The 14,939-nt window shown below is 60.8% G+C and carries 17 protein-coding genes; 8 read left to right on the forward strand and 9 right to left on the reverse strand.

Translation table 11 applies throughout. The features are described from left to right. The first annotated feature begins 108 nt into the window (after positions 1-108). Both AC3ITA_RS20515 and AC3ITA_RS20520 read left to right on the forward strand, forming a co-directional pair. Positions 109-519 carry a hypothetical protein gene (locus AC3ITA_RS20515; protein WP_095944952.1) on the forward strand — a complete coding sequence of 137 codons (411 nt, stop codon included), beginning with the start codon at positions 109-111 and terminating at the stop codon, positions 517-519. A gap of 2 nt (positions 520-521) precedes the next feature. Next, positions 522-1,004 (forward strand): GreA/GreB family elongation factor, encoded by a 483-nt coding sequence (locus tag AC3ITA_RS20520; protein ID WP_095944953.1) that lies wholly within the window; start codon positions 522-524, stop codon positions 1,002-1,004. Between the two features lie 15 nt (positions 1,005-1,019). Here AC3ITA_RS20520 and cysB read toward each other — a convergent pair whose 3' ends face one another. From cysB to AC3ITA_RS20545, 5 genes are all read right to left on the reverse strand, one after another. Beyond that, complete coding sequence (gene cysB, locus AC3ITA_RS20525) at positions 1,020-1,994, reverse strand: HTH-type transcriptional regulator CysB (RefSeq protein ID WP_015094029.1); 975 nt, start codon at positions 1,992-1,994, stop codon at positions 1,020-1,022. Between the two features lie 113 nt (positions 1,995-2,107). Further along, entirely contained in the window at positions 2,108-2,611 is a 504-nt protein-coding gene (locus AC3ITA_RS20530) for a universal stress protein (RefSeq protein WP_046043379.1), read from the reverse strand. A gap of 95 nt (positions 2,612-2,706) precedes the next feature. Next, the gene (locus AC3ITA_RS20535) at positions 2,707-3,612 is read right to left on the reverse strand and encodes a 5'-nucleotidase (protein WP_046043378.1); all 906 of its coding nucleotides are present in this window, start codon (positions 3,610-3,612) and stop codon (positions 2,707-2,709) included. A 25-nt stretch (positions 3,613-3,637) separates the two neighbouring features. Beyond that, entirely contained in the window at positions 3,638-4,591 is a 954-nt protein-coding gene (locus AC3ITA_RS20540) for a putative 2-dehydropantoate 2-reductase (RefSeq protein WP_095944954.1), read from the reverse strand. Continuing rightward, positions 4,588-4,974, reverse strand: coding sequence for a thioredoxin family protein (locus AC3ITA_RS20545; protein WP_095944955.1), 387 nt, complete (start codon positions 4,972-4,974; stop codon positions 4,588-4,590). Before AC3ITA_RS20545 ends, AC3ITA_RS20540 begins: the two co-directional genes overlap by 4 nt. Between AC3ITA_RS20545 and AC3ITA_RS20550 the strand changes: the two genes are divergently transcribed. Both AC3ITA_RS20550 and AC3ITA_RS20555 read left to right on the forward strand, forming a co-directional pair. Continuing rightward, complete coding sequence (locus AC3ITA_RS20550; protein ID WP_095944956.1) at positions 4,973-5,416, forward strand: PilZ domain-containing protein; 444 nt, start codon at positions 4,973-4,975, stop codon at positions 5,414-5,416. The two genes, AC3ITA_RS20545 and AC3ITA_RS20550, sit on opposite strands and share 2 nt — an antisense overlap. A gap of 187 nt (positions 5,417-5,603) precedes the next feature. Beyond that, positions 5,604-6,680, forward strand: a complete 1,077-nt coding sequence (locus AC3ITA_RS20555; RefSeq protein WP_015094024.1) for a 3-deoxy-7-phosphoheptulonate synthase — start codon at positions 5,604-5,606, stop codon at positions 6,678-6,680. 86 nt (positions 6,681-6,766) lie between these two features. Here AC3ITA_RS20555 and AC3ITA_RS20560 read toward each other — a convergent pair whose 3' ends face one another. Continuing rightward, positions 6,767-7,054 carry a GNAT family N-acetyltransferase gene (locus AC3ITA_RS20560; protein ID WP_007973562.1) on the reverse strand — a complete coding sequence of 96 codons (288 nt, stop codon included), beginning with the start codon at positions 7,052-7,054 and terminating at the stop codon, positions 6,767-6,769. A 638-nt stretch (positions 7,055-7,692) separates the two neighbouring features. Between AC3ITA_RS20560 and oprI the strand changes: the two genes are divergently transcribed. Beyond that, positions 7,693-7,944 (forward strand): outer membrane lipoprotei OprI, encoded by a 252-nt coding sequence (oprI, locus tag AC3ITA_RS20565; protein ID WP_003199355.1) that lies wholly within the window; start codon positions 7,693-7,695, stop codon positions 7,942-7,944. Between the two features lie 123 nt (positions 7,945-8,067). Here oprI and AC3ITA_RS20570 read toward each other — a convergent pair whose 3' ends face one another. The 3 genes from AC3ITA_RS20570 to AC3ITA_RS20580 all read right to left on the reverse strand — a co-directional run bounded on the left by AC3ITA_RS20570 (position 8,068) and on the right by AC3ITA_RS20580 (position 11,206). Continuing rightward, positions 8,068-9,042 carry a L,D-transpeptidase family protein gene (locus AC3ITA_RS20570; RefSeq protein WP_095944957.1) on the reverse strand — a complete coding sequence of 325 codons (975 nt, stop codon included), beginning with the start codon at positions 9,040-9,042 and terminating at the stop codon, positions 8,068-8,070. 1,208 nt (positions 9,043-10,250) lie between these two features. After that, positions 10,251-10,544 carry a hypothetical protein gene (locus AC3ITA_RS20575; protein WP_007991769.1) on the reverse strand — a complete coding sequence of 98 codons (294 nt, stop codon included), beginning with the start codon at positions 10,542-10,544 and terminating at the stop codon, positions 10,251-10,253. 56 nt (positions 10,545-10,600) lie between these two features. Then, positions 10,601-11,206, reverse strand: a complete 606-nt coding sequence (locus AC3ITA_RS20580) for an arylesterase (RefSeq protein ID WP_008049055.1) — start codon at positions 11,204-11,206, stop codon at positions 10,601-10,603. 10 nt (positions 11,207-11,216) lie between these two features. Between AC3ITA_RS20580 and AC3ITA_RS20585 the strand changes: the two genes are divergently transcribed. The 3 genes from AC3ITA_RS20585 to greB are packed head-to-tail and all read left to right on the forward strand — an operon-like array spanning position 11,217 to position 14,936. After that, entirely contained in the window at positions 11,217-11,900 is a 684-nt protein-coding gene (locus tag AC3ITA_RS20585) for an ABC transporter ATP-binding protein (RefSeq protein WP_046043370.1), read from the forward strand. After that, the gene (locus AC3ITA_RS20590) at positions 11,900-14,404 is read left to right on the forward strand and encodes an ABC transporter permease (RefSeq protein ID WP_150673589.1); all 2,505 of its coding nucleotides are present in this window, start codon (positions 11,900-11,902) and stop codon (positions 14,402-14,404) included. Before AC3ITA_RS20585 ends, AC3ITA_RS20590 begins: the two co-directional genes overlap by 1 nt. 34 nt (positions 14,405-14,438) lie before the next feature. Further along, the gene (gene greB, locus AC3ITA_RS20595; RefSeq protein WP_007973570.1) at positions 14,439-14,936 is read left to right on the forward strand and encodes a transcription elongation factor GreB; all 498 of its coding nucleotides are present in this window, start codon (positions 14,439-14,441) and stop codon (positions 14,934-14,936) included. Positions 14,937-14,939 lie beyond the last annotated feature (3 nt).

The following is a 14,939-nucleotide window of genomic DNA, read 5'->3' on the forward strand; positions in this document are numbered from 1 at the left end:
CAAAGGCGCCGATTGTCCGCATAAATTACCCCGTGCAGAAGAGCCGACGGCGATTATTCTTCATGCGACAATCGCCACTCGCCAGTGACCTTTCGCCAGGAGGCAACCATGCCCCACCGCCCCACTCAGCGCCGATCCTTCCCGATCAGCCTCAACGCCCTGCAACTGACCGGCAGCATCGCCCTCGGCATGTGGCTGGGGTTCATTGCCATCGTGCTGACCTGCTGGCTCGCTTCGCGCCTGCTTTTCAGCGAACAACTGGCACCCGTGGCGGCAGCAGTGGAGCAACTGGCCAAACCGCCGATGGAGGCTCAACCGATACCGAGCATTCCGCCACAAAGCCCATTGTTCGAGCAATATGAAGAAAACCTGCGCAAGAACGAGCAGCAGCAACGGCTCGATCAGGCGCGCGGCAGCAGTCGCAACCTGTCCAATCCAAGCTGTCAGTTCTGGTTGCAACAGGACCAGACTGCACCCAGCGAAAAAAGCCGCGCCAACGTCCTGCAATTCTGCGATTGATCATGAATAAGCAAACCGTCCACCAACTGATTCTCGACAAGCTGCGGATCGATCTCGACATCGCCGAACGGGCCGCGCAGACCGCCTACGAAACGGCGACCCACGAAGAAAACATCGCCGAGAACAAGTACGACACCCTGGGGCTGGAAGCATCCTATCTCGCGGCCGGGCAGGCCAGGCGGGTCGAGGAAATTCGCCAGTCACTGAGCCTCTGCCAGAACCTGGCCCCGCGTCCGTATGACGATCAGCGGGGCATCGAAGTGGGCGCGCTGCTCGGGCTCGAGGACGAAAAGGGGCGCGAACAATGGCTGTTTCTGGCCCCCGACGCCGCCGGCCTGAAGGTCGATCTGGTGGGGCAACTGATTACCGTCATCACCCCGCGCTCACCGCTGGGCAAAAGCCTGCTGGGCAAGTTCGAGGGCGATGAGGTGGAGATCATGGTGGCGGGCGCTCGGCAACAGTTCGCAGTCACCGAGGTGGTTTGACCGGCAGAAACGCTGTCAGTGAACGGGCAGTTCAACGCCCTCGAACAGCTCTTCCAGTTCCTGCTTGTTGTGGCACTGAATGGCCTTGGCCATGACTTCGCGGGTCAGGTGCGGCGCGAACTTCTCGATGAAGTCGCACATGAAACCCCGCAGGAAGGTGCCGCGACGGAAGCCGATCTTGGTCACGCTGGACTCGAACAGTTCACTGGCATCGAGTACCACCAGGTCGCTGTCGAGCTTGGTATCGACCGCCATTTTCGCCACGATGCCCACACCCAGACCCAGTCGAACATAGGTCTTGATCACGTCGGCGTCGGCAGCGGTGAACACCACTTTCGGCGTCAGGCCGCGATGGCTGAAAGCTTCGTCGAGTTTCGAACGGCCGGTAAAACCGAACACGTACGTCACGATCGGGTATTCGGCCAGTGCTTCGAGGGTCAGTTTCGACAGCTTGGTCAGCGGGTGGCCCTGAGGCACGACCACGCAACGGTTCCAGCGGTAGCACGGCATCATCACCAGATCACCGAACAGCTCGAGCGCTTCGGTGGCGATGGCGAAATCCACGGTGCCATCAGCGGCCATTTCGGCGATTTGCATGGGCGATCCCTGGTGCATGTGCAGGGCAACGTCCGGGTATTGCTTGATGAAATTGCTGATCACCGGCGGCAATGCATAACGCGCCTGGGTGTGTGTGGTAGCAATCGACAGGGTGCCTTTCTTCTCGTTGGAGAATTCCTGGGCGATCTGCTTGATGCTTTCAACCTTGCGCAAAATTTCGCCAGCGGTGGTGATGATGCGCTCGCCGGCCGGGGTAACGCGGGTCAGATGCTTGCCGCTGCGGGCAAAAACCTCGACGCCCAGTTCGTCTTCCAGCAGACGGATCTGCTTGCTGATGCCGGGTTGAGAGGTGTAAAGGCTTTGGGCTGTAGCGGAAACGTTGAGGTCGTGGTGCGCCACTTCCCAGATGTAGCGCAATTGTTGAAGCTTCATATGAATCCCTCAAAGCAGGTAGACGCCACGGGCATCAGCGACGATATATAACTATATTAATGGCTCGAAGAATAAATCTAGAACTTTTTTATCAGATTGCCATTATTCGTGTCCTAGCGGTCCCCTTGACGACGACGTTGCACCAGCGGCACCAGATAGACAGGCACCTTGGACAGTTGCAACACACGGGCGGCGGTTCGCCCCAAAGGCGTTTCCGCACCGGCACCGTGGCTGTGACTACCTACGATCAACAAATCCACGGAGAGTTTCTGCGCCTGGTCCAGAATCACCTGTGATGGATCGCCCTGTAGCACCCGTACTGCCTGAATCCGCTCCAGGTCGTGCTCCCCTTCATCCCCCAACTCTTCACGAAAACTGTCGAGCACCCGCTGCTCGATACTGGCGATCACCGTATTCAGGCCCTGGCTGTGAAACTCGTTCAGCGCCTGTTCATCGAGATAACTTTGCAGCACCGACTCGGCAAACAACCCCATGGGTTCAACCGCATGCACGACATACAAACCGGCATTGAAGGTCCGGGCCAGTTCCAGGGCATGCTGCATCACCACGGGCGCGTACAGGCCAAGGTCAGTGGCATACAGCATCGTACGAATCATATGACCTCCTCGACTGCCAACATGGCGGAGATTTGATTCAGCTTAGCAGTGCCTTGGCGACTGCGACGTGCGGCGCAACGCATTGAACGGCGGGCTTAAACCTTTTGCTCGTTGCTTATGCCATGGGGCACATGACCGGTGGCGACGACTTCACGGGCCAATTCGCAGTGGCCGGCCTGATCGTCGAAAAACACGTCGGCCGCGAAGGCTTCGAGAAAGGCCGATTTGGTCAGGCCGCCGAGGAACAGCGACTCGTCGAGACGGATGTCCCATTCGCGCAACGTGCGAATCACCCGCTCATGGGCCGGCGCCGATCGCGCCGTGACCAGCGCGGTACGGATCGGACAGGTGTCCTCCGGGAATTCACGCTGCAACAGGTTGAGGGCTGCGAGAAAGCCCTTGAACGGCCCACCGCGCAAGGGCTCGCGGGCGGCCTCACGCTCGCTGGCCTGGAACGCTTCCAGACCGCCGGCCTGATAAATGCGCTCCGACTCATCGGAAAACAGCACCGCGTCTCCGTCGAAGGCAATGCGCAGCTCGTCGCTGGCCGCACGGCTGGCACCGCCCGACAGAATGGTCGCCGCCGCGAACCCGGCGTCCAGTGCATTGCGTACGTCTTCGGCGTGGGTCGAGAGAAACAGGTCGCAGCCAAAGGCCTTGAGGTAGGGATACGGACTGCGCCCGCCGACAAAGGCCGCACGGGAAATGGCCAGTCCATAGTGGTCAATCGAGTTGAACACCCGCAACCCGGTGTCGGCGCTGTTGCGCGACACCAGAATCACCTCGACCCGGGCGCGGCCGAGGCTGTTGTTGAGGTTCAGGAGTTTCTGCACCAACGGGAAGGCATCGCCGGGTTCGAGGATTTCGTCTTCATGTTCGATCTGGTATTGCCGGTAGGCTTCGACGCCACTCGACAGGTAGACCTTGTGGCTTTCGCTCAGGTCGAACAGCGCCCGCGAAGAAATCGCCAGCACCAGCTTGTCGTCAATTGCCTTTGGCATGCCCTTCCCCCTCAGGTCGGTCGACTCAGGTATTGCGTCGATCAATGAAACTCAAACTGCGATACAAGGCCTCGATGCGTGGCATCTCACACCCGGCTGCCTTCGCCGCCGCCAAAGGCCGGGCGTAGATCGCGGCCAGCTCCAGTGGCCGCTTGTGCAAGTAATCGTGGTACATGCTCGGCCAGTAGTCGGGCATCTTTTCGGTCACCATGAACAAATGCTCGGCATACCCTGCCGGTACGTCGTGCCCGCAGGCAACAGCGCCTTGCACCACTTCAGCCATCAGCGCCTTGATCAGCTCGCGGCTGTCGGCATCGGCCATCAACGGTGTAGTGCTCGCCCCCAGCAAAACCGAGAGACCGTTGTAAGGGATATTCCAGACCAGTTTTTGCCAACGCGCCTGGTGTAAATTCGCCATGGCCTGGGAGTCGAGGCCGGCGCTGCGAAACAGCCCGACGCCCTCTTCGACAATCGCGCTGCGTGCCGGTCCATCGGCGGGGCCGCTGTGATAACCCACATGCACCGCGCCCAACGCCTGATGGGTAATCACACCCGGCGCTTCACGATGGACGCAGATGTAGCAGAGCCCTCCGAGCACATGCAGCGAATCGGGGAGCAGCTCGCGCAGGCCGTCTTCCACATCCAGGCCGTTTTGCAACAGCAGTACCTTGGCGTTCGGTGCCGCCGCCTGCAGGATGGCGGGTGCCAGATCGGCGTTGTTGGTGGTTTTCGCCCCCACCAGCAGCCAGTCGCAGGGCGGCATGTCCTCAGCACTTGAATAAGCCTGCACCGGATTCAGTTTCAACGCGCCGTGGGGCGCGCTATCGACTTGCAACCCGTGCTCGGCCACGGCGGAAAATTCGCTGCGCAGCAGAAAATGCACATCAAAACCGGCACGCGCCAGCATCACTCCGTAGAAACCGCCGATTGCGCCGGTCCCGATAATGCCGATCGTCGGCCTGGCAACTGCTCCCATCATGGCAACTCCTCTGCTGTTCGACTCAGCGCCTGGCGCACGGCCCGATTGAGCTCGGTGTCGGTCAGGCGCGATTTCAGTGCTCCAAAGAATTCGCCGTCGCGAACGACAAACAGCGCCGGCAAGTGAAAGACCTGATAGCGCTCGACCACCCCTCCGTTGTTGCCCGCATCGATCCAGCACAGTCGGTCGACTGCCAGGTCGAGTGTCGGTAATTGCTCGCGGGCAAAACGGCAACCGGCGCAGCCGACACTGGTGAAAATGACCAGCGATACACCACTCATCGCCAGCAGCCGTTGGTCGGCGTCAAAATCGGTCAGTTCCAATTCGACCACTATACTGGGAGGAACAATGTCAGATGGCCGACACATGGAGTCTGTGTTCATGGGACGTTTTATTCCTCACCCTGACGATGTGCCCGTCGAATTAACGTTGCTGAAACCTGAGTGTATTTCGCGACGACAGCTGCACACTATCAGTCTCGGGGGCATGGCTTGCAATTATCACCGCGCGTGGCGCCACGGCACGGCGCTGGAGGTACGCATGCCGACGGTAAACCCGGACATGCGCTACCTGGGCTATGTCGCCTGGTGCCTGCGACGCAAGCGCGGTTACCTGGTCGGCATCGCATTCGTTGATGAACAAACGCTGTTCAGTGCCCGAATGGGCGAGCAGGTGTGCCAGATCGAACGCTACTGCCGCCTGCATGACGCCCACGAAGACTTGCAGGATATCCAGGCCCTGGCCCTCGAATGGGTCCAGGAGCATGCCGACGAGTTCTCTCACGATTCGGTGCGCAAGGCTTTTGCGCAGCCGGTGCTGGAATAGGAGCGTTCTTGACCGGTTTGCCCCTCACGGCAGGGAAACTGACTGCAAAAGCCCACCAAACCGGCGTCTGCCCATTGTCGAGCCACGGTGTAACGCGCTAAGGTTCGGCTCCCCGACGCGCTTAATTTGCTGTGCTCCGCCGCGCGGGTTCGCTGGCGGCCGGCACCCGTGACCTGACGAGTAAACGATGGCTGATTTACCGATCAACGACCTAAACGTCGCCTCCAACGAGACACTGATCACTCCCGATCAGCTCAAGCGCGATATTCCCCTGAGCGACGCCGCACTGCGCACCGTCACCAAGGGCCGCGAAGTCATTCGCAATATTCTGGATGGCACCGACCATCGCCTGTTCGTCGTCATCGGGCCCTGCTCGATCCACGACATCAAGGCTGCCCACGAATATGCCGAGCGCCTGAAGGCTCTCGCCGCCGAAGTGTCCGATACCCTGTATCTGGTCATGCGCGTGTATTTCGAGAAGCCACGTACCACCGTCGGCTGGAAAGGCTTGATCAACGACCCGTACCTGGACGACTCGTTCAAGATCCAGGACGGCTTGCACATCGGTCGCCAGTTGCTGCTGGACCTGGCCGAAAAAGGCCTGCCGACCGCCACCGAAGCCCTCGACCCGATCTCCCCGCAGTATTTGCAGGACCTGATCAGCTGGTCGGCCATCGGCGCGCGTACCACCGAATCCCAGACTCACCGTGAAATGGCGTCCGGCCTGTCCTCGGCCGTCGGCTTCAAGAACGGCACCGATGGCGGCCTGACCGTGGCGATCAACGCCCTGCAGTCGGTTTCCAGCCCGCATCGTTTCCTGGGCATCAACCAGGAAGGTGGCGTATCGATCGTGACCACCAAGGGCAATGCCTACGGCCACGTGGTGCTGCGCGGCGGCAACGGCAAGCCGAACTACGATTCGGTCAGCGTTGCGCTCTGCGAGCAGGCGCTGAACAAGGCGAAGATCAAGCCGAACATCATGGTCGATTGCAGCCACGCCAACTCCAACAAGGATCCGGCCCTGCAACCGCTGGTGATGGAGAACGTCGCCAACCAGATCCTCGAAGGCAACAAGTCGATCATCGGCCTGATGGTTGAAAGCCACCTGAACTGGGGCGCCCAGGCGATCCCGAAAGACCTCGCCGACCTGCAGTACGGCGTGTCGATCACCGACGCCTGCATCGACTGGACCGCGACCGAAAACACCTTGCGCAGTATGCATGCCAAGCTCAAGGATGTGCTGCCTAAACGCGATCGCAGCTGATCGCCTGGTTGGCGGCGCAAAAAGCGCACACAGAAAAACGCCGGGCTGAACCCGGCGTTTTTTTTATGCATTCGTTTTGTTGAAGGTCACTGACTCAGCTTGGCCGCATGCCGCTGGTGACGCTCCATGTAGCGCTCGACGTAGGAGCACGATGGAATGACGGTGTAGCCCATTTCGTCAGCGTACTCCAGCGCCTTCTCGGTCAAGGCTGCCGCAATACCGCGACCACGCAATGCGTTGGGCACGAAGGTGCGATAGATATCCAGGGTCTGTTTACCCAGATCCATATAGGTCAGATAGGCACGATGACCGTCCACATTGGTCTCGAACTGATGACCAGCCTGGTCATGGTGGATGGACAACGCCTCGCTCATCACTACTCCTCGCGGGTCTGGAATTCCGACCCCTACCTTACCGATGTTTTTCCGGCGAAGGAACATCTACGCCACCCCGTGCCTGTATGGACACCGAGAAGAGCTGCACCGATCTCGCGCTACCGGGCACGTACAAATAGTAGGCACCATTGGCAGAAATGCTCAAGGTGCGCTCGTCATCGTGCGGATTGGCGGGTGCTGCTCCGGATCACGCAGGATTGGCTCGACCGAAGATGACTCCGGGTCGATAGCCTGTACATTGCCGGATGTTGAGACTTAAGACGAGCGCCCGTTGTTTAAGTCACCTGAACATCGAGAAAGATATTGAGAGGCGCCACACAAAAGCCGAACAAAAGTGTAGACGAATCCATGTAGGCGGACTTTAGCCCCACTGAAAAACAGCGCCATGCCACAAAAACTTTTTCTCGCCAGCTCGCTCAGCCACGGGCCTTGCAGCTGGATATTTTTTAAACAATTCGGTTAAAAGTTGCTCGAAAAAGAATCAACGCCTACAATTTTTTTTGCTTCTTGCGTCACGTCAGTTTTACTTACTACAAGTAATGGGTAGTATGTACGCCGGCTATTTCCTCAATCGGAGGAGATAGCTACTTAATAGAAAGTCCTTGAAGGGGAACACGATGAACAACGTTCTGAAATTCTCTGCTCTGGCTCTGGCCGCAGTTCTGGCTACCGGTTGCAGCAGCGCATCGAAAGAAACCGAAGCACGTCTGACCGCTACTGAAGACGCAGCTGCTCGCTCCCAGGCTCGTGCAGACGAAGCTTACCGTAAAGCTGATGAAGCTCTGGCTGCTGCTCAAAAAGCACAACAGACTGCTGACGAAGCTAACGAGCGTGCTCTGCGCATGCTGGACAAAGCTAGCCGCAAGTAATAATCCTTCGGGATTGTTATCAAGCCGACCCATTTTTTGGGTCGGCTTTTTTATTGCCCGGCGTTTCTCCAGGCAATAAAAAACCCGTCGACGCAGTCCGCGCCGACGGGCTCTTTGCCCGCGCTATTGCAGCGGGTCGATCGGCATGCTGGACACCATCGGTGCAACGCCGTTGCCCGGCACGGCGATCTCAACCGGCAGGCCGTCTTCAGCGGCGACCACATCACGCACCACATCCCAGTTCATGCGCAGGTTGTTGGTGATGTCTTCACGCTTGAGCATCGCATTGATGACTGAGGTGTGCTTGTCGACCACCGACGGGTTGCCCTTATCGTCCAGCGGCGTGTGCGCCTCCAGATAGACCTTGCCGCCACTGAGGCCAAACTTGTACGGGTCGTTGATGATCCGCACCGACGTACCGACCGGCACCATGCCCGCCATTTCCAGCACGTTGTTGTTGAACATGCGGAAGCAACCGTGGCTGGTGCGCATGCCGATACCGAACTTCTTGTTCGAACCGTGAATCAGGTAGCCCGGTGTGCCCAGGGTGAACTTGAACGGCCCCAGAGGGTTGTCAGGGCCAGCCGGCACGACGTTGGGCAGCGGATCACCGTCTGCTGCGTGCTCGGCCTTGATCGAAGCCGGAGGCGTCCAGGTAGGGTTCGGTGTCTTGGCGGTGATGCTGGTGTGGGCAATCGGCGAGCCCCAGCCTTCACGACCGATACCCAGCGGGAACGTGTACACCACGTTCTTGCCTTTCGGGTAGTAGTAGAGGCGGTACTCGGCCAGGTTGATCACGATGCCTTCACGCGGGCCCGGTGGCAGGATGAAGCGGGTCGGCAGGATGATTTCCGTGCCGACGCCTGGCAACCAGGCATCGACACCCGGGTTGGCCGCGACCATTTCCGTGTAGCCCAGATCATAGGTGGTACCAAGGTCGGCGAAGGTATCTTCGTACTTGGCCTTGATCACCTGCACCTGGCCGATGATGTCCTCACCGGGCGGTGGCAGGGGAAGCTCCAATGCTGCGACTGGACCGGCCACAAAGAGGGCGGCAAGAGTCAGGCAGCGGGTGACGGCAGGAAAGCGCGGCAACATCCGGAAAATCCTTCGCATGATCAACAGAGATATAAGAGCGCGATTGTACACCGCTGTCTGTTATTTCGGGGAGATGGCCCGATTGCAGGCAGTGCGAGGCGATTTTGCGATTGTTCTCGGTCCCCCGGGTTTACTCGGGACTTGTGGCCACTGAAGATCCCTGTGGGTTGGTCCGGGCGGCGTTCCGATGATGGCTATGTGTTGGGTGATGAGTGTTTTGAGGGTGTACATATCCGTTGCTGCGGTAACGGCTACTTAGGGTTCCGCCCTTACGGCGGGTCACTTTGGAAAAGCCCCAAAGTAACCAAAAGGCTCTTGCCCCTGACATTCGGTGCCTCGCCCAGGCTCGGCATGCCCTCGCTCCGGTCCTGCTCCGTGGGCCCGCCGCCATCGGCCATCCATGGCCGGCGGCGGCTAACCCGGCATCCATGCCGGGTTGCCCACTGCGCAGAACCTGCGCTCGGCCTCACGATGGGGCGTGCACCGCAACAGCAACCGAGGCGGCCTACCGGCCGGCCTGTTTGCCGGGTGCGTTCGTCTGGGAGGTACCTGGTGACTGGCAGGCCGCCTTCGCGAGCAAGCCCGCTTCCACAGGGTCGAGGTACATCCGCCAGATTCAGGTCGGATGGCAGGTCGCTATCGCGAGCAGGCTCCCACAGGGTCGAGGTACATCCGCCAGACTCAGGTCTGCTGGCAGGCCGCTATCGCGAGCAGGCTCGCTCCTACAGTTGGGCTGGGGACATCCGAAAGGAATTGGTCGGCTGGCAGGCCGCCATCGCTCCCACAGAGAGCAGAGGCAGATCGGCGTACACCCCCGCTCCTCACCACTCATCAGGCCGAGCGTTAGCTCGCCTGCAGCTCTTGATCTTGATCTTGATCTACCCGCCCCATCGGCAGGCTGAGTGGAGGTGTTCATCCGGGGATTGGCGCGCAGCGCCGTTCGACGCAGTCGAACTCATCGCATGTAGGTGCCAGCGAAGCCAACCGGAGGGCGATGCCCCCGGATGGATACCGCAGCGAAGGAACGCCGAGCCTAAGCGAGGGGCCGTACGTAAGGGGCGAGCGTTTTTTGCTTACTTTTTTAGGCGCTTGTAAAAAAGTGAGTCGCCGTAAGGGCGAAACCATAAGTCGCCGTTACCTAAATAACGGATATGTACACGGTCAACAAAAGCCAGATCGGCTCGAAGGCCGCCTCGACACGCGACGGATCAAAGCTCAAACCGCAATTCAGGCCAGATCGGCGATGTCCCCCGCTTCTGCGACTCAAGAATGGCCCGGCACAACGAACACAGCCGCTGGTCCTGAAACACCCGGCGATCAACACTCGACCAGCGAGGCGAAGCCGGCAACAGGCTGCCACACAGGGTCCGGTCCGCCGAGCCGCCCAACTCCAGTTGACGGGTCACCAGATGCACCCTCACTTCCTGGCAGGCGAACAGATCCAGCTGTTCGTCAGGCTCGATCAGTTGATAGGCAAAGAGTGACCAGGCGGGACGCGGCATCGGGGGCTCCAAATCGGGGGCGCCACCTTAGCCGAAAGCCTGCTTCTAGAAAAGTGTCATAACAGCGGTTTTAGGGTAGGCCAGACATTTTCCAGCAACTTGTCCTGGGCCCCGGCCGCCGGGTGTATGCCGTCGGCCTGCATCAAGTCCGGATGGCCGCCCACGCCGTCGAGGAAAAACGGCACCAGCGGGATTTTTTTCTCGTCGGCCAGGTTGCTATAGACCTCGGCGAACGCCTTGGTGTAACGCGCACCATAATTAGGTGGCAATTGCATACCGAGCAGCAACACCTTGGCACCGCTGGCCCGGGAGCTGTCGATCATCGAAGCAAGATTTTGTTGCAATTGAGTTGGCAGCATCCCGCGCAGGCCGTCATTGCCGCCCAACTCGAGGATCACCAGTTCCGGTTTATGCTCTGCAAGCAGCGCGGGCAGGCGCGCCTGACCTCCGGCACTGGTGTCGCCACTGATGGACGCATTGATCACTTTGTCGTCGAAACCTTCGCGCCTGAGCCGTTGCTCAAGCAGCGACACCCATCCCAGCCGGGTATCCAGCCCGAAACCGGCGCTGATACTATCGCCAACGATCAGGACTGTACCCGCCGCTGCGTTTTGGGCCATACACATCAAGGCCAGGCCAGCACTCAAAAACCACACACGCATCGGACTCTCCATGGGCGCAAGCATTCTCATCGCGAAGGACCTTAGCAAAGTGGTTCCCAGCGCGGAAGGTGAACTGACCATCCTGCACCAACTCAGCCTGGAACTGAACAAGGGCGATAGCCTGGCCATCGTCGGCGCTTCCGGCTCCGGCAAGTCCACCCTGCTGGGTCTGCTCGCCGGCCTCGACCTGCCGAGCAGCGGCGAAGTCACTCTCGCCGGGCAAGGCCTGAGCAACCTCGATGAAGACCAGCGTGCGCGCATCCGCGCCGAGCACGTGGGTTTTGTCTTTCAGTCGTTTCAACTGCTCGACAGTCTCAATGCCCTGGAAAACGTCATGCTGCCGCTGGAGCTCGATGGCCGCAAAGACGCCCGCGAACGCGCCACCCAATTGCTGCAACGGGTGGGCTTGGGCCAACGCCTGACTCACTCGCCGCGCCAGCTCTCCGGTGGCGAGCAACAACGCGTGGCGATTGCCCGCGCGTTTGCCGCCGAGCCGGATGTGCTGTTCGCCGACGAACCGACCGGCAACCTCGACAGCCATACCGGCGAGCGCATCAGCGACTTGCTGTTCGAGCTCAACCAGGAGCGCGGCACGACCCTGGTGCTGGTGACACACGATGAACGCCTGGCCCATCGCTGCCGGCGCCTGATCCGTCTTGAAGCCGGCCTGCTGGTCGCCCCTCTGGAGCCTTGATGGCACGTCTGCCGCTGTTGCGCCTGTTCAGCCTCGCCATCCGCCAATTACTGCGCGATGCTCGCGCCGGTGAATTGCGCGTGTTGTTTTTCGCCTTGCTGGTAGCCGTGGCCGCCAGCACAGCCATTGGTTATTTCGGCGCGCGCCTGAACGGTGCCATGATGCTGCGCGCCACCGAATTCCTCGGTGCCGACCTGCTGCTCGAAGGCAGTTCGCCTGCGCGCCCCGAACAGATAAGAAGCGGCACCGAACTGGGTCTGGAACACGCTCAAGTGGTGGAGTTCTCCAGCGTCATCGCCACCGACAACGGCATCCAGTTGTCCAGCATCAAGGCGGCCGACGGCACCTACCCGCTACGGGGCGAATTGAAAAGCGCGCCCTCACCCTATGCCACGGAAATAGTCGGTGGCGGACCGCAACCCGGTGAAGCCTGGGTCGAGGCACGCCTGCTGACCGCCCTGGACCTGAAGATCGGCGACAGCATCGATGTCGGCATGAAAACCCTGAAACTGGCGCGGGTGCTGACCTACGAGCCCGATCGCGCCGGCAATTTCTACAGCCTGACGCCGCGAGTGCTGATCAACCTCGACGACCTTGCGGCCACCGGCGTGGTGCAGCCCGGCAGCCGGGTCAGCTATCGCGAATTATGGCGAGGCAACGCTCAGTCCCTCGAGACCTATCGGCAACTGATCAAACCGGGGCTCGCCGCCAACCAGCGCTTGCAGGACGCCCGCGACGGCAACCGGCAGATCGGCGGCGCCCTGGGCAAGGCCGAACGTTACCTGAACATGGCCAGCCTGGTGGCGGTGTTGCTGTCCGGCGTGGCCGTGGCGCTGTCGGCAACCCGTTTCGCCACCCGTCGGTTCGATGCCAGTGCCTTGCTACGCTGCCTCGGGCTGTCGCGCCGGGAAACCATGGTGTTGTTCAGCTTGCAACTGACCGTGCTCGGGCTGCTGGCCAGCATCAGCGGCGCCCTCCTCGGCTGGCTCGCACAGCTGGGGTTGTTTGCCCTGCTGCATGACTTGTTGCCGACCGACGTGCCTCCCGGCGGGCTGTTTCCAGCCATTGCCGGGATCGGCACCGGACTGGTGGCGCTGGCCGGATTCGCCTTGCCGCCTCTGGCGGCTCTGGGCCGGGTTCCGCCATTGCGCGTGCTGCGCCGGGACATGCTGCCGATCCCCTCCAGCACCTGGATGGTCTACGGCGCAGCGCTGGGCGCCCTCGGCCTGATCATGTGGCGCCTGAGCCTGGACCTGGTGCTGACCTTTGCCCTGCTCGGCGGCGGTGTGGTTGCAGCGCTGGTGCTGGGCGGCTTGTTATTGCTGCTGTTGAAGAGCCTGCGGCGCATGCTGGCGCGTGCGTCCCTGCCCTGGCGCTTGGGACTGGGCCAATTGCTGCGTCATCCCCTCGCTGCCGCGGGCCAGTCCCTGGCGTTCGGCCTGATTCTGCTGTCGATGGCGCTGATTGCGCTGCTACGCGGCGAGTTGCTGGACACCTGGCAGAACCAGCTGCCGAAAAACGCACCGAACTACTTTGCGCTGAACATCCTGCCGGCGGACAAACAGGCCTTCACCGATCACCTGATTGCCGTGTCGGCGCAATCGGCACCGCTGTACCCGGTAGTGCCCGGGCGCCTGATCAGCATCAACGGCGAGCCGGTGCAGCAAATCGTCACCAAGGAATCGGCAGGTGATCGGGCGATCCAGCGCGACCTGAGCCTGACCTGGGCCGCGGACCTGCCGGCGGGCAACAAGCTCACGGCCGGCAATTGGTGGAACGAACAGACGCCGGACGATGTTCCAGGCGTGTCGGTAGAGGGCAAGGTCGCCGAAAGCCTGAAGATCACGCTCGGCGACCACCTGGTTTTCAGCGTTGGCGGGGTCAATCGCGAGGCGAAGGTCACCAGCCTGCGGGAGATCAACTGGGACAACTTCCAGCCGAACTTCTTCATGATCTTTCAACCCGGCACCCTCAAGGATCTGCCGGCGACCTACCTGACCAGTTTCTATCTGGCACCGGGTCACGATCAGCAGATTGTCGACCTGTCCCGCGCCTTCCCGGCGGTGACCATCCTGCAGGTCGAAGCCTTGCTGGAGCAACTGCGCAGCATCCTCGCCCAGGTGACCCTGGCGGTGGAGTACGTATTGTTGTTCGTGCTGGCGGCGGGGATGGCGGTGCTGTTCTCCGGCCTGCAAGCGACGCTGGATGAGCGCATTCGCCAGGGCGCGTTGCTGCGTGCGCTGGGGGCGGAGCGGCAATTGCTGGTCAAGGCTCGACGTATCGAGTTCGGTTTGCTCGGCGCAGTCAGTGGCTTGCTGGCGGCGCTGGGTTCGGAAGTGGTGAGTTGGGTGCTCTACCGCTACGCCTTTGACCTGCCGTGGCATCCGCATCCATGGCTGTTGTTGCTGCCACTGCTGGGCGCCGTGCTCATTGGCGGTGCCGGGGTGTTCGGCACCCGTCGGGCATTGAACGCCAGCCCGCTGACAGTCCTGCGCGAGGGTTGATAGACTCCTGACATCCTCACCACAAGAAGCTGTCATGAGCCGTTACCGCCCTCCCCGCACCGCTGGCACCGCGCTGATCACCCCCGAAGGTGAAGCGCGGATGCGCGCCGAGTTCCATGAGCTGTGGCATGTACGTCGGCCCCAGGTTACCCAGGCTGTCAGCGAAGCCGCGGCCCAGGGTGATCGTTCGGAGAACGCCGAATACACCTACGGCAAAAAGATGCTGCGCGAAATCGACAGCCGCGTGCGTTTTCTCACCAAACGCCTGGAAGCGCTCAAGGTTGTCAGCGAAAAGCCCAGCGATCCGAACAAGGTCTATTTCGGCGCCTGGGTCACGATCGAAGACGAGGATGGCAAAGAGTCGCGCTACCGCATTGTCGGGCCCGATGAACTGGACCTCAAGCAAGGCCTGATCAGCATCGACTCGCCCCTGGCCCGCGCACTGATCGGCAAGGCACTGGACGCCGAAGTCCGGGTCCAGACACCGACCGGTGAACAGTGTGTGTACATTGTGGCAATCGACTACCCGTGAGCT

Source organism: Pseudomonas sp. GL_090 (genome assembly GCF_057837765.1).